18 protein-coding genes and 1 pseudogene are annotated in these 22,480 nt (G+C 65.8%); 6 read left to right on the top strand and 13 right to left on the bottom strand.

What is annotated here, in order from left to right; all coding sequences use genetic code 11:
- Nucleotides 1-3: 3 nt before the first annotated feature.
- The 5 genes from RND64_RS12185 to RND64_RS12165 all read right to left on the bottom strand — a co-directional run bounded on the left by RND64_RS12185 (nucleotide 4) and on the right by RND64_RS12165 (nucleotide 7,072).
- A complete protein-coding gene (locus RND64_RS12185) occupies nucleotides 4-858 on the bottom strand; it encodes a sigma-70 family RNA polymerase sigma factor (RefSeq protein WP_064861890.1) in 855 nt (284 codons plus the stop codon).
- Between the two features lie 142 nt (nucleotides 859-1,000).
- Nucleotides 1,001-2,077, bottom strand: a complete 1,077-nt coding sequence (locus RND64_RS12180) for a threonine aldolase family protein (protein WP_064861896.1) — start codon at nucleotides 2,075-2,077, stop codon at nucleotides 1,001-1,003.
- A gap of 109 nt (nucleotides 2,078-2,186) precedes the next feature.
- Complete coding sequence (locus RND64_RS12175; RefSeq protein ID WP_064861895.1) at nucleotides 2,187-3,713, bottom strand: pyridoxal phosphate-dependent decarboxylase family protein; 1,527 nt, start codon at nucleotides 3,711-3,713, stop codon at nucleotides 2,187-2,189.
- 19 nt (nucleotides 3,714-3,732) lie between these two features.
- Nucleotides 3,733-5,121, bottom strand: coding sequence for an MFS transporter (locus RND64_RS12170; protein ID WP_064861889.1), 1,389 nt, complete (start codon nucleotides 5,119-5,121; stop codon nucleotides 3,733-3,735).
- Nucleotides 5,114-7,072: a hypothetical protein gene (locus RND64_RS12165; protein ID WP_064861894.1), complete on the bottom strand. Its 1,959-nt coding sequence runs from the start codon at nucleotides 7,070-7,072 to the stop codon at nucleotides 5,114-5,116. Before RND64_RS12165 ends, RND64_RS12170 begins: the two co-directional genes overlap by 8 nt.
- A 178-nt stretch (nucleotides 7,073-7,250) precedes the next feature.
- Between RND64_RS12165 and RND64_RS12160 the strand changes: the two genes are divergently transcribed.
- Nucleotides 7,251-8,282, top strand: a complete 1,032-nt coding sequence (locus RND64_RS12160; RefSeq protein WP_064861893.1) for an LLM class flavin-dependent oxidoreductase — start codon at nucleotides 7,251-7,253, stop codon at nucleotides 8,280-8,282.
- 59 nt (nucleotides 8,283-8,341) lie between these two features.
- Here the strand turns inward: RND64_RS12160 and RND64_RS12155 are convergent.
- Nucleotides 8,342-10,235, bottom strand: a pseudogene (locus RND64_RS12155) (acyl-CoA thioester hydrolase/BAAT C-terminal domain-containing protein).
- Between the two features lie 175 nt (nucleotides 10,236-10,410).
- On the opposite strand from RND64_RS12155, the gene RND64_RS12145 reads away from it, so the two are divergent.
- Nucleotides 10,411-12,879, top strand: coding sequence for a Tex family protein (locus RND64_RS12145; protein ID WP_064861888.1), 2,469 nt, complete (start codon nucleotides 10,411-10,413; stop codon nucleotides 12,877-12,879).
- A gap of 86 nt (nucleotides 12,880-12,965) precedes the next feature.
- Nucleotides 12,966-13,382: an NUDIX hydrolase gene (locus RND64_RS12140; protein ID WP_064905209.1), complete on the top strand. Its 417-nt coding sequence runs from the start codon at nucleotides 12,966-12,968 to the stop codon at nucleotides 13,380-13,382.
- Here the strand turns inward: RND64_RS12140 and RND64_RS12135 are convergent.
- Nucleotides 13,354-14,157 (bottom strand): SGNH/GDSL hydrolase family protein, encoded by an 804-nt coding sequence (locus RND64_RS12135; RefSeq protein WP_064861236.1) that lies wholly within the window; start codon nucleotides 14,155-14,157, stop codon nucleotides 13,354-13,356. The genes RND64_RS12140 and RND64_RS12135 overlap by 29 nt on opposite strands.
- A 118-nt stretch (nucleotides 14,158-14,275) precedes the next feature.
- Here RND64_RS12135 and RND64_RS12130 point away from each other — a divergent pair, with 118 nt between their 5' ends.
- Both RND64_RS12130 and RND64_RS12125 read left to right on the top strand, forming a co-directional pair.
- Nucleotides 14,276-15,088 (top strand): shikimate 5-dehydrogenase, encoded by an 813-nt coding sequence (locus tag RND64_RS12130; RefSeq protein WP_064861237.1) that lies wholly within the window; start codon nucleotides 14,276-14,278, stop codon nucleotides 15,086-15,088.
- 133 nt (nucleotides 15,089-15,221) lie between these two features.
- Nucleotides 15,222-16,604, top strand: a complete 1,383-nt coding sequence (locus RND64_RS12125) for a DUF4185 domain-containing protein (RefSeq protein WP_005206898.1) — start codon at nucleotides 15,222-15,224, stop codon at nucleotides 16,602-16,604.
- Between the two features lie 12 nt (nucleotides 16,605-16,616).
- On the opposite strand, the gene poxB is transcribed toward RND64_RS12125, so the two are convergent.
- Together poxB and RND64_RS12115 are read right to left on the bottom strand one after the other, a co-directional pair.
- Complete coding sequence (poxB, locus tag RND64_RS12120; RefSeq protein WP_005206895.1) at nucleotides 16,617-18,350, bottom strand: ubiquinone-dependent pyruvate dehydrogenase; 1,734 nt, start codon at nucleotides 18,348-18,350, stop codon at nucleotides 16,617-16,619.
- A 96-nt stretch (nucleotides 18,351-18,446) separates the two neighbouring features.
- The gene (locus RND64_RS12115) at nucleotides 18,447-18,848 is read right to left on the bottom strand and encodes a hypothetical protein (protein WP_064861235.1); all 402 of its coding nucleotides are present in this window, start codon (nucleotides 18,846-18,848) and stop codon (nucleotides 18,447-18,449) included.
- 70 nt (nucleotides 18,849-18,918) lie between these two features.
- Between RND64_RS12115 and mug the strand changes: the two genes are divergently transcribed.
- Nucleotides 18,919-19,488, top strand: a complete 570-nt coding sequence (gene mug / locus RND64_RS12110) for a G/U mismatch-specific DNA glycosylase (RefSeq protein ID WP_005206885.1) — start codon at nucleotides 18,919-18,921, stop codon at nucleotides 19,486-19,488.
- 55 nt (nucleotides 19,489-19,543) lie between these two features.
- On the opposite strand, the gene RND64_RS12105 is transcribed toward mug, so the two are convergent.
- The 4 genes from RND64_RS12105 to RND64_RS12090 all read right to left on the bottom strand — a co-directional run bounded on the left by RND64_RS12105 (nucleotide 19,544) and on the right by RND64_RS12090 (nucleotide 22,468).
- A complete protein-coding gene (locus RND64_RS12105) occupies nucleotides 19,544-19,840 on the bottom strand; it encodes a DUF503 domain-containing protein (protein WP_005206883.1) in 297 nt (98 codons plus the stop codon).
- 83 nt (nucleotides 19,841-19,923) lie between these two features.
- Nucleotides 19,924-20,778 (bottom strand): polyphosphate kinase 2, encoded by an 855-nt coding sequence (ppk2, locus tag RND64_RS12100; protein WP_005206882.1) that lies wholly within the window; start codon nucleotides 20,776-20,778, stop codon nucleotides 19,924-19,926.
- Between the two features lie 94 nt (nucleotides 20,779-20,872).
- The gene (locus RND64_RS12095) at nucleotides 20,873-21,859 is read right to left on the bottom strand and encodes a malate dehydrogenase (protein ID WP_005206879.1); all 987 of its coding nucleotides are present in this window, start codon (nucleotides 21,857-21,859) and stop codon (nucleotides 20,873-20,875) included.
- Nucleotides 21,860-21,973: 114 nt separating this feature from the next.
- Nucleotides 21,974-22,468 (bottom strand): META domain-containing protein, encoded by a 495-nt coding sequence (locus RND64_RS12090; protein ID WP_231894662.1) that lies wholly within the window; start codon nucleotides 22,466-22,468, stop codon nucleotides 21,974-21,976.
- Between the last annotated feature and the right edge of the window lie 12 nt (nucleotides 22,469-22,480).

Raw genomic sequence — 22,480 nt, 5'->3', positions numbered from 1 at the left:
AGGTCAGGCGCGGTGCTCGTTCTTCTCGCGTCGGACAACACGGCCGAGAACGTCCTGGTCGGCGCGGAACGTGATTCGGGCGACCATGCCGTCGACCACGTCGAAGTCGAATAGAACCATCGCGGTGCCGCGATGGAACCAGGCCGACGCCGGGCGGTCGTCGACGAAGACCGCCAGAGCGGCCTTGGCGCTTCCGTTGAAGAAGTCGGCGATGCTGCGCCGGCCGTCGATCTGCGCGGGCGTGCCGGTGGCTATGGCAACCTCGTCGGCTCTGACCTGAGCGTCGGGAGCCAGGAGCTCGAGAAGACGCTCGAAGTCACCTTCGCGGGCTGCAGCCATGAACGCGTCGACGACCTCCCAGTCGGCGAGGGCGTCGTCGGCAGCGGGTTGGCGTACTTTCGCCCTGGCTCTCGAGGCGAGTTTGCGTGCGGCGGTGGGCGTGATGTCGAGTGCTGACGCGATGGTCGCGAATTCGAAACCGAAGGTGTCATGCATGACGAACGCGACGCGTTCGGCCGGTGACAGGCGGTCGAGAACCACGGTGAGCGCGATCCCCACTGAGTCCGACAGCGCGATCACGTCAGCGGGATCGGGATCCTCGGAGTGCTCGTCGATCGCGGTTTCTGCGGCTTCGGGGATTCGCGCGCGCAGCCGGTCGAGACACAGCCTGCTGGTGACGGTGGTCAGCCAAGCCGGCAGATTTTCGATGTCGGTCTCGGTCGCGGTCATTCGCAGCCAGGCCTGCTGCACCACGTCCTGGGCTTCGGCGTCGTCGCCCAGAATGCGGCCGGCCACGCGGATCAGGCGCGGCCGCTCCGCCTCGAATTCGTGGGCGCGATCATTCGCGTTCAGAACCATGTCACCACCTCGTCTCTGGTTGGCTTGTCCCAGTCCGTTGTGTCCCGGTCTCAGTGTCTGTTGTTGACTCACACCTTGTTGACGGTTCACAGCACGCAGATGTGACAGCACTCAGACGTGACAGGGCCGCGGCGAGGATGGGTCACGTCGTCGCGAATCCCCAGCGGATCGCGTCGACGAAGCGGTCGACATCGTCGGTGGTCGTGTCCCAGGCGGTCATCCAGCGCACCTCGCCGACGCTTCGGTTCCAGTCGTAGAAGTGGACGCGTTCGCGGATGCGGTCGGCGATCTCGACCGGCAGTCGGGCGAAGACGGTGTTGGACTCCGTCTTCTGGGTCAACGTGAGCCCGGCGAGTGAGCCGTCGTCGATGCCCTTCTCCAGCTCGGCGCGCAGCCGGGCCGCCAGGGCGTTGGCGTGCGCGGCGTTTCGGAGACCGAGGTCGTCGTCGAACAGCGCGAGTAGCTGTGCGGTGGTGAACCGCATCTTGCTCGACAGTTGGGTGGTCGATTTCCGGAGGAATCCGACGCCGGGGGCGCGGTCGGGGTCGATCACCACGACCGCCTCGGCGGCCATGGTCCCGTTCTTGGTCCCGCCGAGGCTCACGATGTCAACACCGGCGTCGGTGAGGAACTCTCGAAACGGTTGCCGCAGAGCGGCGGCGGCGTTCCAGAGCCGCGACCCGTCGACGTGGACTGCCATTCCGAATCGGTGTGCCGTCTCACTGAGTTCGGCGATTTCTGCTGCGGTGTACAGGGTTCCGAGTTCGGTGACCTGTGTGATGCTGACCGCCAAGGGCTGTGCGAGCTGCTCATCGCCGAGCGCGGCCGCCCCTGCTTCGATCTGCGAGGGTGTCAGCTTGCCGTCGTCGGTGCTCATGCCGATCACCTTGATGCCCGAAAGGCGCTCGGGTGCAGCACCTTCAGAGGTGTTGATGTGGGCGCTGGCAGGGGCGATGACAGCACCCCACCGCGGGAGAAGCGCCGACAGTGCGACGACGTTCGCGCCCGTGCCGTTGAAGAGCGGGTAGACCTCGGCACGATCGCCGAACTGACCACGGACGACGTCGCGCAGGCTGCGCGTGTACTCGTCTGCGCCATACGGAGACTGGTGTCCGCCGTTGGCGGCTGCGAGCGCTGCGAGCACGTCGGGATGGATTCCCGCGTAGTTGTCGCTGGCGAAGGAGCGGTGGTTGTCGTCGTGTAGCGAGGAGATGGTCACGCTGTCCACGTTGTCACTCTCGGCGAGCCGACTCAATGTCACTGTCGGCGAGCCGACTCAATGTCACTGTCGGCGAGCCGACTCAATGTCACTGTCGAGCCGACTCAATCTACGGGCTGCAATACGCGGCGAGGAACTCGGCGAGCAGGCGGGCGGTGACGGGGCGTGGCAACGATTCGACGGCCGCGATGATCGCGGGCATGTCCAGGTCTGACGCGCCACCATGCCGATGCGGGTTGATCCCGGCAGCAATCAGAACCTCTTCCGCTGCCGCACTGGGCAATGCGAGCGCCTGGTCGAGAGTGACGGCGCCGCTGTCGAACGCTCCGGCCAGTTCACGTAGTGCCTCGGGCGCCAGCCGGGCGGGCGCGCCGCGGACCTCCTCGGCCGCGAGCGCGAGAACCTCGACGAGTTCGTCGACGACGGAATCGGTGACCGGTGTGATCGTCAGGTGTGTGGTGGCAGGCAGGACTGTGCCGTCCGGCTGCGTGAACGCGGGCTGTGCCTGCAGTGCGAATCCGCGCGCCGACACTGCGGAGCCCCACAGGTGGGTGTCGACGGGTTCGGCCGCCTCGGGGTCGGTGCGTACGGCGAGAACAGGTCCCGACGGCGCGCCGACGACGCGTAGCCCGTCGATCCCGTCTATGGCTGTGACGACGGCATCGAACGCGTGTCGGATTCGTCCCGTCAATGCGGCGTAGCCGTCGGCACCCAGGGTCCGGCTGACCGCCCATGCCGAGGCGAGTCCCGCGGCGGAGCGGGAGCCGAGCAGCGTCGGATTGACGATCGGGTAGCCGGGCCAGTCGGTGATGGAGAAGAACTGGGCGCGGTGTCGGTCGCGGTCGCGGTGCAGCAGGAGCGACGAGCCCTTTGGTGCGTAGCCGTACTTGTGCAGGTCGGCGGAGAGGCTGGTGACGCCGTCGACTCGAAAATCCCAGGGAGGCAGACCATCCCACCACGCCAGTGCGAAACCGCCGAGGCAGGCGTCGACGTGGAAGGCGAGATCGCGCGACCGGGTGATCTCGGCGATCTCGGCGATCGGATCGAGCACTCCCGTCGGGTAGTTGGGTGCCGAGGCCACGACGAGAATCGTGTCGTCCCGAATGGCATCGGCGATGTCGTTGGCGCGCACCGCAGTCGATGCCGTCGGCACGGGCACCCGGATCGCCTCGACACCGAACAGTTCGGCGGCCTTGAGGAATGCCGCGTGTGCGGTCGTCGGCAGGACCATCGACGACTGCCCGGGTGCAGCGCCCACGCGATCGCGGGCAGCCTTCACGGCGAGCAGGCAGCTCTCGGTGCCACCAGAGGTGACCGACCCCACGGCGTCCGGACCATGAAAAGTGGCGCGGCCGAACTCGATCAGATCGCGTTCCATCGCTGCCACGGAGCCGAACACCGTCGGGTCGAGTCCGTTGACCGACTGCACCATTCGTGCGGCCGACGCCGCGACCTCGTCGAGCACCTCGAGTCCGGAGTCGTAGACGTACGACAGCACATGTCCGCCGTGCGTCGGCGCATCCGTCGATCGATAGTCAGTCAGTTCGTGCAGAGCCGCGTCGGCTCGATCCTTCAGGTTCGGCGGTTCCTGAGCTCGTGGATCCACCGGGTCGGCTGCGTCGGGGCTGGAGGTCATCGACATCGGTCCTTTCGGGTCACTGAGTGGGGTGCCCCGTCGTGCTGGGGTGAGCGGTCAGAGCGTCGACGCCGGCGTCGTCGCGGTAGTCGCGGAGGAACAGCAGACTGAACACGACAAGCAGCGCCGGCACAAGCGAGAAGGCGAGTGCGATAGCCGTGAGCGCCGAATCCGGTTGTCCGACTGCGGTATCGCCGCTCGACGACACGAACCCGCCGATCGCGAGAATCAGCAGGAACACGCCCGGGCCGAGAGCGAGGCCCACCGTCTCACAGGCGGTCCACACCCCGGACATGGCACCGCCCCGGTCGTGGCCGGTGGTACGGCGATCCGATTCGATGATGTCGGGGAGCATCGCGAGCGGGAACGCCTGCATGCCCGCATATCCGACGCCTGCAACCGCCACGGACGCCAGCATCCACCAGCCGGGGGCCCACGCCGCCACCAGCAACGACGCCGTTGCGGCGATGAACAATACCGACGCCAGGACCAGCCCGGCCACCTTCCCGAATCGGTGTCCGAGTCGATACCAGAGGGGCATCACGATCAGCGCGGGTCCGACCAGCGCGACGAACATGTACGTCAGCGCGGACTTGTTGCCGAGGAGATACGTCGCTACGTATTGCGCGCCACCGAGCATGACCGCGCTCGCGAGTGCCTGAATCACGAAGAGTGCGACGAGGAGTCGGAAGTTGCGTACCTGTGTCAGCGCTGCGACACCGTCGCGCAGGCGGGTTCTGGGAGGTTCGGCGACTCGTGACGCCGCAGCGGATCGGGGTGCTGCGCCGAATGTCGCGATGAGCATTCCGGTGCAGAGGACCAGTGCTGCCACGACAGCCATGACCGCGTACCCCACGTGGCCGCCGCCCGCGGCGTCGCGGATCGCGGGACCGCCCGCGCCGACCAGCAGAATAGCGAGTGCGAGGACCGCGATTCGTGTGGTGATGAGGCGGGTCCGTTGGTGATAGTCGTGCGTGATCTCTGCGGGTAACGCGACGTAGGGCACCTGGAAGAAGCCGTAGGCGATAGCCGTCAACGTGAAGAACACGAACACCCAGGTGGCGGCCAGAGCAGGGGACGCGCTCGGTGGGACGAGGAACGTGAGTACGAACAACGGGACGAGTGCCAGCGCCCCGAAGACCATGAAGGAGCGTCGGCTCCCGGTGCGGGCTGCGCGTGCATCCGAGCGGGCACCGATGATCGGGTTGACCACGACGTCGATGATCTTCGGTGCGACCACGACTATCGAGGCAACCGTCGCCGCAACCGCAAGCGTGTCGGTGAGGTAGTACGCCAGTACCAATCCGGGGAGCGTGCCGAAACCACCCGTACCGACACTGCCCGCGGCATACGACAGCAGCGTTCGACGTCCGAGCACGTCTGCAGGTGCCGCGGGTCGGTCAGCCACGGTATGCCTCGACCCGTTCCCACATTCGGGTGTACGCCTCCGCGGCGGCGAACAGGTCGTCGACGACGCGCGGGCCGTCGACCGGCCCCGCCTGGACGCGAAGGCTCTCGATCCAGTCCGGCAGAAGTCCGTAATGTGCTGTGCCGTCGACGTTCACGTCGAAGACGCGTTTCCCCGAGACCTGCCTGCTGATCTCGGTGACACCGTCGGCTCCGCGGAACGGATACCTCACCGGGTTGCGACTCGCTGACGGTCGCGGGTGTGCCTGGGCGCCGAGACCACCCATGTCAGGGCCGAACCCGACACCGAAGAAATAGTCGGGACTGCGCTGCTCGCGCAGCACACGCCACGCAGAAAGGTAGTCGGGTGGAAGGTCTCCGTGTCGCCCCTTCTCACCCGGTTTGCCCTCGGCAGGTGTCGCGAACAATCCGACGATGCCGCCGGCGGAGAGAATGCGGCCATAGTTGCGCGGATCGGTCCACGTGTGCGACGAGATCACTCCTGGATAGTGACGCCTGGAGATGATGTCGAGGACGGCTTCGGCCGATTTGGCGCTGAAGTGGTCGATGTCGATGGCCATGTTGCGGTCGATGAGTCCGTTGACCGCGTACGCGCCCAACGACGTCAGCCCGCGAACGTTGCACTGCTGCCCGCGCGGGTAGCCGAGGACCGGGTTGTCCTTCTCGGCGGTCTGGCACTTCTCGACCTGCCACGGATGCCCGTTGGACAACTGCTCGCCGGTGTTGACGGCGGTTCCGGTGACGCCCTGGTCGAATCGCGTTCCGCCGAGCGCGTTGTCGAATTTGTGCGTGAGGATCACCTGGCGAATGCCCATCGACTTCAGTTCGTCGAGTCCTCGATCGATATCGGTGCGCGAGCACAGCGAACGACCGGAGACCTCACGGCACCCGAACGGCTCGGAGATCTCGATGCCGAGAGTCACGGCCACCTTGCCGTCCGCGATGACTCGACGGGCGTCTGCCGCCGAGGACACGATGCGCAGGAATCCCTTTCCGGGGCCACCATTTTGGGCGTCGACGTAGTCGACGAGCTGGTGTAACAGCCGGTGTTGGATGCGCACCGATTCCATCTCGTTGCACGGCTGATCGCCGCGCCAGTACTTCTCGCACAGCACGCGGTTCTGCACGTAGTAGTTCTGGATCATGCGCAGTCCCGACCGCCAGGAACGTTCGATCCAGCGGTAGTAGGTCTGCTCGTGCGTTAGTGAATCCCATCTCGGCCACTGCGAGAACGTCGGCCAGCCGTCGGTGGCGTGCGGGCCGGGGCGCGACAGCACCTGCTCGGACACCGCGGGAATGCCGTCGGGCTCGTGGTCGGGGCAGTCGCGCAACGCAACCGTCACACCCAGCGGATCAAAAGGCTTACCGCAGTGCAGTTCTCCGCCGAGGAACTGCTCGGAAAGCAGATGCGCGTGCGAGTCGACGAAGCCGCGGAGATTGCCCTGGGCGTCGGTGCCACGCATGACGGGACCGGTCACGTCGATCTCCGGTTCGGGAAACGGTCGACATCCCATCGCGGGCGTGAGATGTACTTCTCGAGGTCCGCCACTTCCTGCGACGGCGGGTGTCAGTGTGAAGTCGCGACCGCTGCCTGTCACATTCCACTGGGCGCGAGGGCTGACGGGGTGCGTGAGTGTTGGCGTGCCCGCAGTCGCGGTGAGTAGACGTTCGCCCCTACCGGAGAAGAGATAGCTGCCGAGGCCTGCGGCCTTGGCGGTGAACGGCCCGGACTGCCCGCCCACGTTCTTCCCGCCTCGATCGGCGATCTGCACGCAGGTGTTCGCCAGGGCGTAGACGTCGCCCGTGACCGCTCCCGCACGTGCAGGGAGAAGGACGGTGAGGGTGCCGACGGCGAGGCAGCACGCGAGGATGAGTGCGGTCGGTGCGACCCGAACGCGGTTGTGAAGGCGAGGCGTCGCCGTTCTGGTCATTCCCGGCACGGTAACCGAGCGCGCTTGTACCCGCCGACTTTTCGATACCGGTGAGCCAAAGTCGGACGTGGTCAGGTCATCGCACCGACGTGCATTTCCTGCGACGACGCTCCGCGACGCGCGGCAGGGATGGACGGGGTATCACTGACAGGAGAGCAGAATCACGATGGGAGATGTGATGCCGCGCGAAGGCGAATCACTACAGAAGATGGGGTTCCTCACGATAGGTCGGTTCGACGAGGCCGACCCGAGGGCTGGTCACCTCGAGACGCTGCGCACGATAGAGGCGGCCGAAGAACTCGGCTTCGACAGCGTGTGGTTGCGTGACCGGCACCTGCAGCACGGCATCTCGTCGCCGGTTGCGATGCTCGCGGCCGCGTCGATGCGGACGACGCGGATCGAACTCGGTACGGCGGTGATACCGCTCGGACTGGAGAATCCGTTCCGCCTCGCCGAAGACCTCGCCACGGTCGATCTTCTCTCCGGCGGTCGTATCAATCCCGGTGTGTCCGTGGGTACTCCGATGAGATACGACGATTTCAAGACCGCGCTCTACCCGGACACCTACGACCGTGAGGACTTCTCCAAGAACCGGGTGCTGCGGCTGCTGTCGCATCTGCGGGGTGAACCGGTGAGTGAGTTCGAGGGAACCGTCGGGATCGAGACCTTCTCCCGAAGCGTTCAGCCGCAGTCACCGGGTTTGGCCGGCCGCGTCTGGTATGGCGGCGGACTCGAATCGGCGAAGTGGGCCGCTCAGCACGGATTGAACTACCTGACTTCCTCGGTGGTCAGTATCGAGGGCACGACGTCGCGGGACTTCGCGACAATTCAGGCCGAACACATCGACGCCTACCGGGCAAACCATCCCGATCCGTCGTCGGCGCGCGTGTCGCAAGGGCTCGTGGTGATCCCGACGGACTCCGCGACACCCGACCAGGTACGCAAATACGAGGCATACGCGCAGTCTCGCTTCGAGCGGACGCTGAGCCCGCAGGGTCCGCGCGGAATGATGTTCTCGCCGGACTATGTCGGAAGTTCCGCTGAGTTGGCTGAGAAGCTGTTCTCGCACAAGGGGTTTCAACGAGCGACCGAGGTGGCGTTCGCGTTGCCCTTTACCTTCGACGCCGCAGACTACGAGCAGATCATCACCGACATGGCGCAGCATCTCGGACCAGCGCTGGGTTGGATACCCAAGACCACCGAGTCATAGGCGGTCGGGTCATAGGCAGTCGGGGGCCGTAGGTAGTTGGGGGCCATGGGCAGTCGGGTTCACGCCAGGGTGGAGTCGAGGAATTCGGTGATCTCGGCTGTCAGCGCCAGGCAGGCCATGCCGTGTTCGCGTGGTTGGCCACCGAGATCGATCCCGCCGACCACCTGGACCTGCGACGGGTAGAGACCAGGACGCAGGAGGTGCCCCGCGCCGTCGTAGCGGATATGCGTATCGGACTGCGACCCTCGGCGGCCGAGCAGCGCGTCAGCCATCTGCTCGGATGGCCACAGGTGATCGTCGGAGCCGCTCACGCACAGGATCGGGCACGCGATCTTCTCCCACGCGATGACGGCATCTGCCGTCTGCGAGCGGTTACGTGACACGGTGTCGAGGCCCGCACTGTATGCGGGTGCCAACCTCAGCAACGTCGGCTTGTTGCGTGCGACATCTCGCGAGAGATGCCATGCGTTGCTGATCAATTGTGGCATGAGGACTCCGCTCGGCAGCGGCGCGTACGAGCACGATTGGCCGCGGTAGCTCCACGACGAGGTGTCGGGTATCTCGCCGCCGTCGCCGATCGCCTGCCAGGTCACCGAACTCGGGCTCAACAAGACGAGGGCTCCGACGGGAAGGTCGGGTTCGCGCGCGAGGGTGGCCGCCACGCCTTCGGCTCCACGGGAGATGCCCAGCGCGGCAACGGTGGTCGAATCAACCTCGGTGCGCCGTGACAGCCACGAGATCGCGGTGGCGAAGCGCTCGAGTGGAATGCCTGCGACCGGAACTGCTTCCGGGTCGGCGTCGAGCCAGTCATAGGCAAGGGCGACGATGCCGCGCGATGCCAGTGCGCAGATCGTCGCCCGCTGGGAGTCGTATCCGCCCTCCGAACCACCGAAACAGACCACGGCGCGTCGGGCATGGCCCTCTGCCGGCAGTGCGAGGAGACCGGGTCTGCCGTCGACGTCGACCTCGCTGACGCGAACGCCGGGAGCTGTTGCGGACCGGAGTCGCGTGACGTCGGAGCGATGCTGGCCTCCTCTCGCCTCGATGCGAAGCTGCCACGGTTCCGCGGGAGGAATGAACAGGTCGGCGCGGTCGGGTTCGCCGGTGAATGCCATTGCCCAGAGGATGTCGTCGACGGATTGTCCGGTGCCGGCCAGGCGGCCCTGCCACCGCCAGAGTCGGCCGTAGAGATCCTGCCCGGACACCGACACCGCGATGTCGGGGATGCCGGGGGCGTCGACGCCGATGGAGAACGGTTCGTCTTGGCGGCTGGTCGACGGCGCGCGTACGACGACGCGGGGGTCCTGATCGTCGGCAGGAGCGTCGGGCTGGGCGACCGGATCACCCGGATGCGTCGCGTCCTGTCGCTTGCTGATCGCATCGGTGTGCGACGAGAACCACGCGGGGAAGACCCCCGGAGACGGTGCCTGCGACACCCAGGAGCGTGAACGGCACAACCCAGTAGCAGACGATCGACAATGTCGACGCGCCGTCGCGGATCGTCGCCTCGCCCTGTACGAGGGGCGGGATCAGCGACACCACTGTCATCACTCCGAAGACCGCGATCCACATCCACGTCATCGCAGAGGTGATCACGCGGAATCCGTCGCTGCGCGCGACGTCGTCGGTGACGGACGCACGCGCGTACTCGCGGACGAACGGTCGACCGATCACCATGCCGACGAGGGCGATGAGGAAGATCGCGGCGTTGCCCAGTGGTTGTAGCCAGCGCTCCAGAAACGAGTCGCTGACGGTGAATGCGAGGACGGTGAACATCGCGAAAACCAATACAGCACCGGCCTCGAGGGTGTGCCAGGGCTGTCGACGCAGCCGCTGCACCGCGACAGCGAGCACGGCCAGGCAGAGGGCGACGATCACGGCGACGCGAAACGAGGTGTTGCCGACCAGAATCCAGTAGATGATCCAGGGGGAGAAGCCGATCAGGAATCCCATGTGGCACTCGATTCTCGGATAGCGGACCCAATGGTGGTGACCCCCACCGGCCGATCTTACGGCTGGTCCCGGAGGTGCGGGACGGAATCGCTTGCCGCATCCGCGACGATGTCGTCGACGACACGCACATCCACCGCACGGATCGTTGTCGGCGCGCTTCGGTAGGGTGCTCCGGGTGACTTCGAGTGCATCCGAGACGGTTTCCGGAATCAAGTCGGTCAACGCACGCCTGGCGGACGAACTCCAGGTCGGCGAGCATCAGGTGGCTGCGGCGGTCAGACTCCTCGACGAGGGTTCGACGGTTCCGTTCATCGCGCGCTACCGCAAGGAGGTGACCGGCTCGCTCGACGACGCGCAACTGCGACTGCTCGACGAACGGCTGCGTTACCTGCGCGAACTCGATGAACGACGCGCCGCTGTGCTCGCGTCGATCGAGGAACAGGGCAAACTCACCGACGAGCTGCGGAACGCTCTGCTGACGGCGGAGACCAAGTCGCGCGTCGAGGACATCTACCTGCCGTACAAGCCCAAGCGTCGAACCAAGGCGCAGATCGCGCGCGAGGCAGGCCTCGAACCACTCGCCGACCGATTGCTCAGCGACCCATCGCTCGATCCCACTGTCATCGGAGCCGAATTCGTCTCCGACGCGGTAACCGACGCCGCTGCGGCACTCGAGGGTGCCCGACACATCCTCATCGAGCGGGCCAGTGAAGATGCACAACTCGTCGGCGAGGTGCGCGAGACGTTCTGGCGACAGGGATCGTGCGCCAGCGCCCCGCGCTCGGAGGAGATCGCGAAAAGCGCTGCGGGACAGAAGTTCCGCGACTACTTCGACTTCGCGGAGCCGCTCGACGAGATGCCGTCGCACAGGGTGCTCGCCGTGTTGCGCGGCGAGAAGGAGGGCGTGCTCGCCGTCGACCTCACCGGAGGCGACGACGAGGGCTATCAGTCGATGGTCGCGGCGAGCCTCGGCGTCGACCTGTCCGGGAAGGGCGCGGCGTCGACCTGGCTGGCCACCACCGTGCGATGGGCATGGCGCACCAAACTCATGATCTCCACGGCCGTCGACGCTCGGGTCCGTCTGCGTCAGCGCGCCGAGGACGACGCCGTCGCGGTGTTCGCGAAGAACCTGAAAGACCTGCTCCTCGCAGCACCCGCGGGCAACCGCACCACTCTGGGCCTCGACCCGGGGTTCCGGACAGGCGTCAAGGTCGCCGTGGTCGACGGCACCGGAAAGGTGCTCGACACGTGCGCGATCTTTCCGCATCAGCCGCAGAAGCAGTGGGACACGGCGAAGGCGACGTTGGCCGCGTTGGTGGCGCGCCACGGCGTCGAATTGATCGCTATCGGAAACGGCACGGCGTCGAGGGAGACGGATTCACTTGCCGCCGAACTCATCTCGGATATCTCGGCATCGGGAGCACGGCCGCCGATCAAGGCAACGGTGAGCGAAGCGGGAGCATCGGTCTACTCGGCGTCGGAGTACGCGTCGGGTGAGCTACCCGACCTCGACGTCTCGATCCGTGGCGCGGTGTCGATCGCGCGCCGCCTGCAGGATCCGCTGGCAGAACTGGTGAAGATCGATCCGAAGTCGATCGGTGTCGGTCAGTATCAACACGACGTCACGCCGGGCACGCTCGCCCGTAGCCTCGACGCGGTGGTCGAGGACGCGGTGAACGCCGTCGGCGTCGACCTCAACACCGCGTCGGTGCCGCTGCTGGCCCGGGTGTCGGGTGTGGCACCGACACTCGCCGAGGCCATCGTCGCACATCGGGATGCCGCGGGCCGATTCCGCAGTCGAGCGGCATTGCTCGAGGTTCCTCGATTGGGGCCCAAGGCATTTGAGCAGTGCGCGGGATTCCTGCGGATCACCGATGGCGACGACCCGCTCGACGCGTCGGGCGTGCACCCCGAGGCGTATCCCGTGGTGCGTCGCATCCTCGACCGCACAGGCCTCGAACTCGCAGGACTCATCGGCGACGAGCGATCACTGAAGTCGTTGAAGCCCGCAGAGTTCGCCGACGAGAGGTTCGGCGTGCCGACGGTCACCGACATCCTCGGCGAGCTCGAGAAGCCGGGACGCGATCCGCGCCCCGCCTTCACCACCGCAACCTTCGCCGCGGGCGTCGAGAAGGTCTCCGACCTCCAGCCCGGCATGGTCCTCGAAGGTGTCGTCACCAACGTCGCCGCGTTCGGCGCGTTCGTCGACGTCGGAGTACATCAGGACGGGCTCGTCCACGTGTCGGCCATGGCGACTCGGTTCGTCTCCGACCCGCACGAGGTGGTCAAGTCCGGCCAGGTGGTCAAGGTCAAGGTCGTCGAGGTCGACGTCGACCGACAGCGCATCGGCCTGAGTCTTCGACTCGACGACGAGGTGCGCACACCGGGCGGCGATCGTGGCGCGCGCCGCAACGACGCCCGCACGGGTCAGGACTCGCGCCAAGCCCCACGTGGCGGCTCTGCGAACGGACGCGGCGGAAACGACGGCCGTGCCGATCGAGGCCGCGCAGGCAACGGGCAGGCTCGTGGCGGTCAACCGCGCGGAGGTAAGGGACGTGACGGCAAGGGACGGGACCGACGAGAGTCCCAGCCGATCAACGGATCGATGGCCCAGGCGCTGCGCGACGCGGGCTTCGGAAAATGACGCGGGTGTGTGGACATGACGCGAGCTCGGGGAACGACTTCGCTTACGTCGCAGCGTGACTGGTCATCCATGAGCACGGCGAGCCGATGACGTCGCCCGGCGGGCCCGCCCCGGTCATCACGGTTGCTGCGGTCGTCATCCGCGACGACGACGGTCGGTTGCTGACGGTCCGGAAAAAGGGAGCCGTCAGATTCATGCTGCCCGGCGGTAAGCCCGAACCGGGGGAGGATGGTCGACGTACGGCGCTGCGCGAGTCCCGGGAGGAATTGGCGGTCGAGCTACGCGCCGATGACCTCGTCGAACTGGGTGTGTTTCGCGCCGACGCCGCCAACGAGGTCGGCCATCTCGTCGAAGCCACTGTGTTCGAGCATCCGTACGTCCGCGTCGACGCGCCCGCCGCCGAGATCGCGGAACTTCAGTGGATCGACGTCGCGTCGGCGAATGTCCCGTTGGCGCCGCTGCTCGCCGACCACATCATCCCGCTGTTGCTGGCTCGGCGTTGACGTCACTGAGCGCGTCGGCAGCGACGACCGGCTCGGGCCACCGCGGACTGATGCTGTCACCCGACGACACCCCTCGCACACGACGCATGAGCCAGGGATAGAGAAACGTGCGCGCCCACTCGACGTTGTCGCGTCGCCGTTGCTCACGTGTCTGCACTGGTAGCGGGGCCAGTGAGGGTACGTCGATAGTGTGCGTTGCGCCGATCAGGTCGAGTACCTCGGATGCCATGCGTGCGTGTCCGAGCGACGACATGTGCAGTCGGTCGGTGTCCCACATGCGGTAGTCGTCGTATCCGGCGAGCCGCCAGAAGTCGAGGATGCGCGCGCCCTGGCGCTCAGCGATCGCCCGCAGCAGCTCGTTGTAGATGGCGCTCCGACCGCGAGTGAGCCGGAAGATGGGAGCCCAGCCGGCGTCGTACGCGGTGAACACGATGACCGTTGCACCCGTCGAGCGCAGTCGGGCCAAAGCCTTCTCGTAGCGGGACATCATGGCGTCGAGGTCGACGGAGCCACGCATCAGATCATTTCCACCCGCGTAGATGGTGATCAGATCGGGTTGCAGCGATAGGGCGCGGTCGATCTGCTCGTCGAGCACCTGATCGAGCAGGCGCCCACGGATCGCGAGGTTGGCGTAGCGCAGCGAGGGGTTATCGACGGCGAGCTGTTCCGCGACACGATCGGCCCATCCGCGTAACCCGTTGGGGCGGGTGGGGTCCGGATCGCCGACCCCCTCCGTGAACGAATCACCAAGTGCCACATATGTGTTCCAGCCCACAGAATCGACCTCCTGATGTCTCGGTGCGACTAACGACGAGGCTACGACGCGACTCGTCGTGCTGTCACATCGTCGTTCGGTCGGTCTGAGTGGCGATGCGGGCAGTAGCGTGGCGCGCATGCCGATTCTCAACAAGGACATGACCCTGTGCATCTCGCTCGCCGCGCGGCCGTCGAACATCGGTACGCGGTTTCACAACTATCTCTACGACGAGCTCGGTCTGAACTACATCTACAAGGCATTCACCACCACCGACATCCACGGCGCGATTGCCGGTGTTCGTGCGCTCGGCATTCGTGGGTGTTCGGTGTCGATGCCGTTCAAAGAGGCTGTCATCGACCTCGTCGACGAGGTGGAGGAGTCTGCGGCGGCGATCGACTCCGTGAACACGATCGTCAACGACGACGGCCATCTCAGGGCGTCGAACACCGACTATGAGGCGGTGGCCACACTCATCGCAGACATCGATCCCGCGTCTTCGGTCGTGGTGCGGGGATCAGGTGGAATGGCGAAAGCCGTGGTGGCGGCGTTTCGTGGCGCAGGTTTCGACGATCTGACGGTGTGGGCTCGTAACGCTACGGCGGGCGAGGAGTTGGCGTCGAAGTACGGCTACCGAGCGACCGACAGCGCGCAAGCCCCGGGAACGCAGATCCTGGTCAACGTGACCCCGCTGGGCATGCAGGGCGCCGACGAGAACGTGCAGTCGTTCGACGACGACGCGATCGCCGCTGCTGATCTCGTATTCGACGTCGTCGCGCTGCCGGCGCAGACGCCCCTGATCCGCGCGTCCTCGGCAGCGGGGACACCGGTGATCACCGGTGCGCAGGTCATCGCACTACAGGCGGCGGCGCAGTTCGAGAAGTACACCGGCAGGGTACTGACCGCGGATCAGGTCGCCCGAGCGTCGGAGTTCTCGCGCTCCGAAACGTGATCGTGACCGTGCCCATGTGTGAACGGTAATACCCATACGCCACAATGGCCTCTTGAATCACATCTGCCACACACGTGACAGATGTGCTGCAGCCGACCCGCAGTCGGACCGTTCATCGAGAGGACCATCGACCATGCTCCGAATACGAGCAGGTGCACGCAGACTCGTTGTCGCGGCGCTCGTGGCGACCTCCGTGGGCGCTTTTCTCGTCGCTGGTGAGGGACGTGCGACTGCGGCACCCTGCGCGAATGCGGGTAACGGCTCGCTTCCCGATCTCGGCAGCGCATCCGGGTCGCTGGGCGGGACGGGCTCACTGGGGACCGGCTCTCTGGGAACCGGGTCACTGGGGTCGGGTTCCGTGGGTTCTGGCTCGTCCGGTGCGCGCCCCGGCCTCGGAACGCAGGGCCCGCTGCCGATCTACATCACCCCACGCGCCCGGACGGTGTCGTGGGTGACCGGGCCACGCAGCATCAACCGCACGTTCAGTCGATTCACGATCAGTGGGACCGACCTCGGCATCTCCTGGGACAACGGCTCCGGGCAGACTCTGATGGCGTTCGGCGACACCTTCGGCGACTGCAACGCAGCCGGTCAGGAGTGGCGACACAACACGCTCATGCGGACACGCGACACCAAGTTCGACGACGGCGTGAGCGTCCCGCCCGGCGTGCCCGGCGACGTGCAGTCAGGCAGTCCCGTCGACGCTGCCCGTCCCACCTTTGCGCGCGAACTGATCCCGGCACTCGGTGTCAGTCCCATCGAGACGACCACCATCCCCACCGCCGCGATATCGCTGCCCTGGGGATCGGGGTATCGGCAGTTCATCAACTTCATGTCGGTACGGTCATGGGGCTCCGCCGGTCACTGGGTGACCAACTATTCAGCCGTCGCGCACTCTGACGACAACGGACAGAACTGGACGGTCGATCGCGACACCATCCTGGTGAATTCGCCTGTGGCCGCAGCCCTTCCGTTCGATCTGCCGCCTGCGGAACCCAACAACGGAAAGTTTCAGCAGAACGCCTACGTACGCGGGCACGGTGCGCAGAGCGACTATGTGTACCAATTCGGTACGCCCAACGGACGATTCGGCGCAGGCTTCCTCGCACGGTTCAAGCCGACCGACATCCTCGACGTGACCAAGTACCAGTACTGGGCAGGTCGCGATCGCAAGTGGGTCGACAACATCGCCGACGTTCCCGACGACGGATCGGCGATCGTCGTGCCAGCTCCCGTCACGGAACTGTCGGTGGCGTGGAGTCCGTACCTGAACAAGTACATGATGCTCGACGGCGACAACGGGATTCGCATCCGCACAGCGGATCGACCAGAAGGTCCGTGGAGCGCACCGACCTACCTCGTGGAGAAGGGTGCCGTCGTCCTGTACGGACCCATGATCCAACCGCACTCGCCCGCAGTCGTCGGGTCATCGCCCGAACTGTTCTTCAACGCCTCGCGCTGGAGCGACTACAACGTGATGCTGCTGCGCGCCGACCTCAGCAAGGTGCCGCACTGAGCGCTGCGGGCCTCAGTCGAAGAGCCTGCGGAAGACGTTCGTTTCGGCCAGGTCCATCAGTTCGTCGCCGCGTCCGGAGAGAACGGTCCGAATCGCATACAGCGTGAATCCCTTCGCCTGCGCTGCCGATACCGTTGGCGGGATCGACAACTCCTGTCGCGCAGTGACGACATCGAGCAGCGCAGGCCCGTCGTGAGCGAGGAACTCGCGTACCGCGGAATCGAGGTCGCCGGGATTCTCGACGCGGTCGCCCTTGATCCCGATCGCACGCGCCAGTGCGGCGAAGTCGGGGTTCTCCAGGTCGGTACCGAAGTTCACGAACCCCGCGGCCTTCATCTCCAACTCGACGAAGTTCAGCGACGAATTGTTGAAGACGACGATCTTCACGGGCAGGGCGTTCTGCGTGAGCGTCAGCAACTCGCCGAGCAACATGGCGAGCCCGCCGTCGCCCGCCATGGCGATGACTTGCCTACCCGGGTAGCTCGCCTGTGCGCCGACTCCCTGAGACACCGCGTTCGCCATCGACCCGTGCGTGAACGAGCCGATCAGTCGCCGTTTCCCGTTCATCTCGAGGTATCGCGCCGCCCAGACGACCGGCGAGCCGACGTCCGGGATGAACACTGCGTCGTCGGTGGCGTGGTCGGAGAGCAGTTTGGCCAGATACTGCGGATGGATCGGCGTCTTGCCGTCGTTCACGGCAAGGTCGTTCAGCGACGCGCGCGCCTTGATGTAGTGCTCACGCGACGAACGTAGATGTTCTGAGCTGCGGTTCCGGTCGATGAGGGGGAGCAGGGCAGGGATCGTATCGGCGACGGACCCGACGAGCCCGACGTCGACCGGTGTGCGTCGACCGATCTGCTCGCCGCGGATGTCGAGTTGGATGATCGTCGCCTTGGAGGGGAAGAACTGTTGATACGGAAAGTCGGTGCCCAGCATCAACAACGTGTCGCACTTCTCGATGGCGCGATACCCCGAGCTGAAGCCGAGCAGTCCGGTCATCCCGACGTCGTACGGGTTGTCGTACTCCAGAAACTCCTTGCCGCGCAGTGCGTGGACAACAGGTGCCTGGAGAGCTCCTGCCAACTCGACGACGGCGTCGTGGGCGCCCGCAGTGCCTGCGCCTCCCAGGATGGTGACCTTCTCGGCAGCATTCAGCGCGGCCGCGACGTCGTGTAATTGGGCGTCGGTGGGGCGGACGATCCTGTCGATGGCGCGGATCGCCGCGCCACCCCGACGCTGATGCTCCTTCTCGAGGAAGTTCTCACCGGGGATCACGAGCACGGCAACACCGCGTCGTTCGACGGCGGTGCGGATCGCGATGTCGAGCAGGCGGGGCAATTGTGCTGGGGTGCTGACCATTTCACAAAAGTCGCTGCACTCGACGAACAACTGCTCGGGGTGCGTCTCCTGGAAGTATCCGCTGCCGATCTCCGCGGCCGGTATGTGCGCAGCGATCGCGAGCACCGGCACGCGACTGCGCTGCGCGTCGAAGAGACCGTTGATCAGGTGCAGATTGCCCGGCCCGCAGCTTCCGACGCACACCGCGAGCTCGCCGGTGAGTGCCGCCTCCGCAGAGGCGGCGAATGCGGCACCTTCCTCGTGGCGCGCGTGGACCCACTCGATCCGCTGATCCTTGCGTAACGCATCGGTGAATCCGTTCAACGAGTCGCCGGGGATTCCGTAGACCCTCTGCACTCCGGATCGATCGAGCGTTTCGATGATGCTGTCGGCCACGGTTCGTGCCACGTGCACACTCCTTGATCGGGGACGGGGCGTTCAGTTCGGCGTGCTCTGATCCCATCGTAGGCACGCCGCGCGCGGTACCTGCCGCGCCTGCGTCGGTTACGCCCCCTCTCGGATCACCTTTGGGCCGATGGTCTCAGCGCCCAAAGCTTCTACCCGAGAACGTAATTCGCGATCGGCGGTGACCACCGCGACCTGCCTGTCACGGTTCTCCGACACCACGTCGACGATGGTGTCGTCGCCCGATCCAGTCGCTTCGACAATGCGGATGCCCGGCCGGCCCACGGCCCCGCGAGCGCGCCCCTCCACGACAACCGTGATGTCGACGGGGCCGGGCATACCCGGCACGCCGGTGTGGGCGAACGGTGCCACCGAGTCGAGGAGGCGTTCGGTCGCTGCACGACGGTCCCGCCACCAACCGTCGGGAACCGAACCGACGACGTTGGCGGCGTCGACGACAAGGAGGGGAAGCGCTGAACGCGGGGCGTCGTCGAAGCTCATCTACCCATGGAATGCGCCCGACGGCAGGAAGTCAAGCACGTAACGAGGTGACGCGCGTAGCGTCTGCCAGATGGGCTTCACCAAAGCCGAACTGGCTACGTATAGCGATCGGCTGGTTCCCGACCTCGTCGGGCCGGGTTGCCGATTACTGTTCGTCGGCATCAATCCCGGTCTGTGGAGCGCGGCAACCGGCGCGCATTTCGCCCGACCCGGCAACAGGTTCTGGCCTGCGCTGTATCGAGCGGGCATCACAGACCACGTCGTCGACGCGTCGGCCGGGATGAGCGACGCCGATCGCGATGAGGTCATCGGCGCCGGGGTGGGAATCACCAACGTCGTCGAAAGGGCAACGGCGACAGCCGCAGAACTCGACAAGGCGGAGCTCGTCGCGGGCGGCGAACGACTGCGGGCGAGGGTCGAACACATCGGTCCCGAGGTTGTGGCTGTTGCCGGTATCACCGCGTACCGCAGCGCATTCGGCGATCGCCACGCACAGCCGGGCGATCAGGGCGAACGCTGGGGCGCCGCCCGGGTGTGGGTGGTGCCCAACCCGAGCGGACTCAACGCACACGAAACCGTCGACACCCTTGCGGCGGCGTATCGCGTCGTCGCTGCCGAGGCCGGAATCGTCGACCGTTGAGTCGGTCAGCCCGCTGAGTCGGCGATGTCTGCTGAGTGAGCGGTCTGCGTGCCGGTCAGATGTCGGTGGACGACAGTTCACGTCTGCGCACCGACAGCAGCTCGACCTCGGGGCGCGCCGCCGCGAACCGCTCCACCGAATCGAGGATCTCGACGACATGCCCCCGATCGGCGGCGACGACGCTGACCCCGATCGTCGTGCGCCGGTGGGCGTCGAGATGGCCGACCTCTGCGACTGCCACCGCGAAACGTCGTTTGCACTCCGCGACGAACGGGCGGACAAGCGAGCGTTTCGTTTTGAGCGAGTGCACGTCACCGAGCAGGAAGTCGAATTCAGCGATACCGATCCACATCGCGACTCATGCTACGCAGGTGTTCCGTTCTGGTCGCCGGGTTTTCGGGTCAGTCACCGGTCTTCATCAATCACCGGTGTTCATCAATCACTGTGTCCCATGAGTTCTGAGACGTGGTCGGGAACGTACTTCGACAACGAGCGCGGCGGGCGGTGATAGTTACCGCTCTCGATCGGCTTCTTCGGCAGTGAGACCTGCGGGCGTGGAACCTCGTGATAGTCGATGGTGGAGAGAAGGTGCGACATCATGTTGAGTCGCGCATGCTTCTTGATGTCGGATTCGACGACGAACCAGGGACTCAGCGCGGTGTCGGTGTGCACCATCATCTCGTCCTTCGCGCGGGAGTAGTCCTCCCATCGGTAGACGGACTCCAGATCCATCGGGCTCAATTTCCACTGTCGCACAGGGTCGTTCATGCGCGAGCGGAACCGGCGGAGCTGCTCGTCGTCGGACACCGAGAACCAGTACTTACGCAAGAGGATTCCGTCGTCGATCAGCATCTGTTCGAAGATCGGGGTCTGTCGGAGAAAGCGGGTGTGTTCTTCGGGGGTGCAGAAGCCCATCACCTTTTCGACTCCTGCACGGTTGTACCAGGACCTGTCGAATAGCACGATCTCGCCGGGAGCGGGCAGCTGAGCCACGTAGCGCTGGTAATACCACTGGCCGCGTTCACGATCGGTGGGGGCGGGCAGAGCGGCCACGCGCGCGATCCGAGGGCTGAGGTACTCGGTGATGCGCTTGATGGTGCCGCCCTTACCGGCTGCGTCGCGGCCCTCGAAGACGACGACCACGCGAGCACCTGTCTCGCGTACCCACTCCTGCAGCTTGACCATTTCGGTCTGCAGCCGGAAGAGCTCGGCCTCGTACACCTTGTTGGAGATCTTCTTCTGCTTGGGCTCGGCGGACTGCGACTTTTTCGACGTCGACTTCTTTGACATGTCGGAAGTTTAAGCTGCCGTGAACGATTGGGTAGTCAAGAGTGACCAACAGGAGACCTAGTGGTACCCGGCGTGGTACTCAGCTGCCCCCGCGTCAGCGCCGTGCGGCGACCGCGTCGAGTTCTGACTGCAGTTCGGCCACCGACGCGTCGATGCGGGCTCGCGAGAACTCATTGATCTCGAGGCCGTCGACGATCTGCCACGCGCCGTCGACCGATCGGACGGGGAACGAGCACATCAGGCCTTCGGGAACTCCATACGCACCCGGGGAACTGACCGCGGCCGACGTCCAGTCGTCGGTGGGGGTACCGAGGACCCAGTCGCGCACGTGATCGATTGCCGCATTGGCGGCCGACGCCGCGGACGACGCGCCCCGCGCCTCGATGATGGCGGTGCCTCGCGCGGCGACCGTCGGAATGAAGTCGTCGACGAGCCAGTCGGTGTCCGCGGCGACGTCGGCTCCACTGCGATCTCCGACGCGCGCGTGGAAGATGTCGGGGTATTGCGTCGCCGAGTGATTGCCCCAGATGCTCACCCTGCTGATGTCGCGCACGGGGGCTCCGGTGTGTGCCGCGAGTTGCGCGATGGCCCTGTTGTGGTCGAGTCGTGTCAGTGCGGTGAATCGCTCGGCGGGCACGTCGGGGGCGCTCGCCGCCGCGACCGCCGCATTGGTGTTCGCCGGATTGCCGACAACGATGACGCGGATGTCGTCGGCCGCGACGTCGTTGATGACAGCACCCTGCTCGGCGAAGATGGCCGAGTTCGCCGACAGCAGATCCGCACGTTCCATACCTTTGGAGCGCGGCTTCGCGCCGACGAGGAGCCCGAAGTCGGTGCCGTCGAAGGCCGCACGCGCGTCGTCGAAGATGTCGACGGAGGTCAGCAGCGGAAATGCTCCGTCCTGCAACTCCATGGCCGTGCCGTGTGCCGCGGAGATCGCCTGGGGGAGTTCGAGTAGCCGGAGCTTGATCGGGCGGTCGGGTCCGAGCATGTCGCCCGCGGCGATGCGGAACACTGCTGCGTACCCGATGCTTCCGGCGGCGCCGGTCACGGTGACGACCACAGGGGTGGTGTCTGTCATCTTCGATTTCCTGTCTCGTTGTAGGTGACGTGTCGATGTGTACCCGAGGCGGCGTCGGTCAGGTCTGTGGGGCCGGTCAGGTCTGTGGGGAGGTGTCAGGTCGGCGGGAATACGTCAGGTCTGTGGAGAACCCTCGGTCAGAACGACTTTCGTGTCGCCGTGGGTGAGGGTCAACGTGTTTCCCTGCAGATCCCAGGTGACCGAATCGGAGAGGAAATCGGTCAACCACTTGTCTGCGCCGGCACGCGGCGGGGGACACGCCATCATCGTGGTGGCGAGCTTGTCGGTTCGGAACGTGTTGTCGACGAAGGTCAGCGCACCGTTGTGGCGATTGCAGCCTGCCGTTGCCGAGATTCGCCCGGTTTCGGGGAACGAGACCTGCATCGGCCCGCCGCCGGGAATCGGTGTACCGGTCACCGAGGTCGACGAGTAGTTCTTGCCGACCAGCACGCCAGGGTCGACCTCTCGTGATGCCGAGTCCGTGCTCCCACCACAGGCGGCGAGGATGAGGACACATGCAGCGACCAACGACGCGACGAGCAGTCCCACCGGTGAACGAGACGGTGCTGGTCGGTACTGACACGTCGAACCCCGGCGTCGGATGCTCACGTGATTCACGGT

Source organism: Gordonia sp. w5E2, assembly GCF_036540975.1.
GTDB lineage: Bacteria > Actinomycetota > Actinomycetes > Mycobacteriales > Mycobacteriaceae > Gordonia > Gordonia jacobaea.
Note: the sequence above shows the minus strand (reverse complement) of the source record. Positions and strands in the feature narration are given on the sequence as shown.

Bases quoted from the DNA above. Each gene is read 5' to 3' on its own strand.
- RND64_RS12185 (WP_064861890.1), bottom strand. From the start codon at position 858: ATGGTTCTGAACGCGAATGATCGCGCCCACGAATTCGAGGCGGAGCGG.
- RND64_RS12175 (WP_064861895.1), bottom strand. From the start codon at position 3,713: ATGACCTCCAGCCCCGACGCAGCCGACCCGGTGGATCCACGAGCTCAG.
- RND64_RS12165 (WP_064861894.1), bottom strand. From the start codon at position 7,072: ATGACCAGAACGGCGACGCCTCGCCTTCACAACCGCGTTCGGGTCGCA.
- RND64_RS12160 (WP_064861893.1), top strand. From the start codon at position 7,251: ATGCCGCGCGAAGGCGAATCACTACAGAAGATGGGGTTCCTCACGATA.
- RND64_RS12140 (WP_064905209.1), top strand. From the start codon at position 12,966: ATGACGTCGCCCGGCGGGCCCGCCCCGGTCATCACGGTTGCTGCGGTC.
- RND64_RS12130 (WP_064861237.1), top strand. From the start codon at position 14,276: ATGCCGATTCTCAACAAGGACATGACCCTGTGCATCTCGCTCGCCGCG.
- RND64_RS12125 (WP_005206898.1), top strand. From the start codon at position 15,222: ATGCTCCGAATACGAGCAGGTGCACGCAGACTCGTTGTCGCGGCGCTC.
- RND64_RS12115 (WP_064861235.1), bottom strand. From the start codon at position 18,848: ATGAGCTTCGACGACGCCCCGCGTTCAGCGCTTCCCCTCCTTGTCGTC.
- mug (WP_005206885.1), top strand. From the start codon at position 18,919: ATGGGCTTCACCAAAGCCGAACTGGCTACGTATAGCGATCGGCTGGTT.
- RND64_RS12105 (WP_005206883.1), bottom strand. From the start codon at position 19,840: ATGTGGATCGGTATCGCTGAATTCGACTTCCTGCTCGGTGACGTGCAC.
- ppk2 (WP_005206882.1), bottom strand. From the start codon at position 20,778: ATGTCAAAGAAGTCGACGTCGAAAAAGTCGCAGTCCGCCGAGCCCAAG.
- RND64_RS12095 (WP_005206879.1), bottom strand. From the start codon at position 21,859: ATGACAGACACCACCCCTGTGGTCGTCACCGTGACCGGCGCCGCCGGA.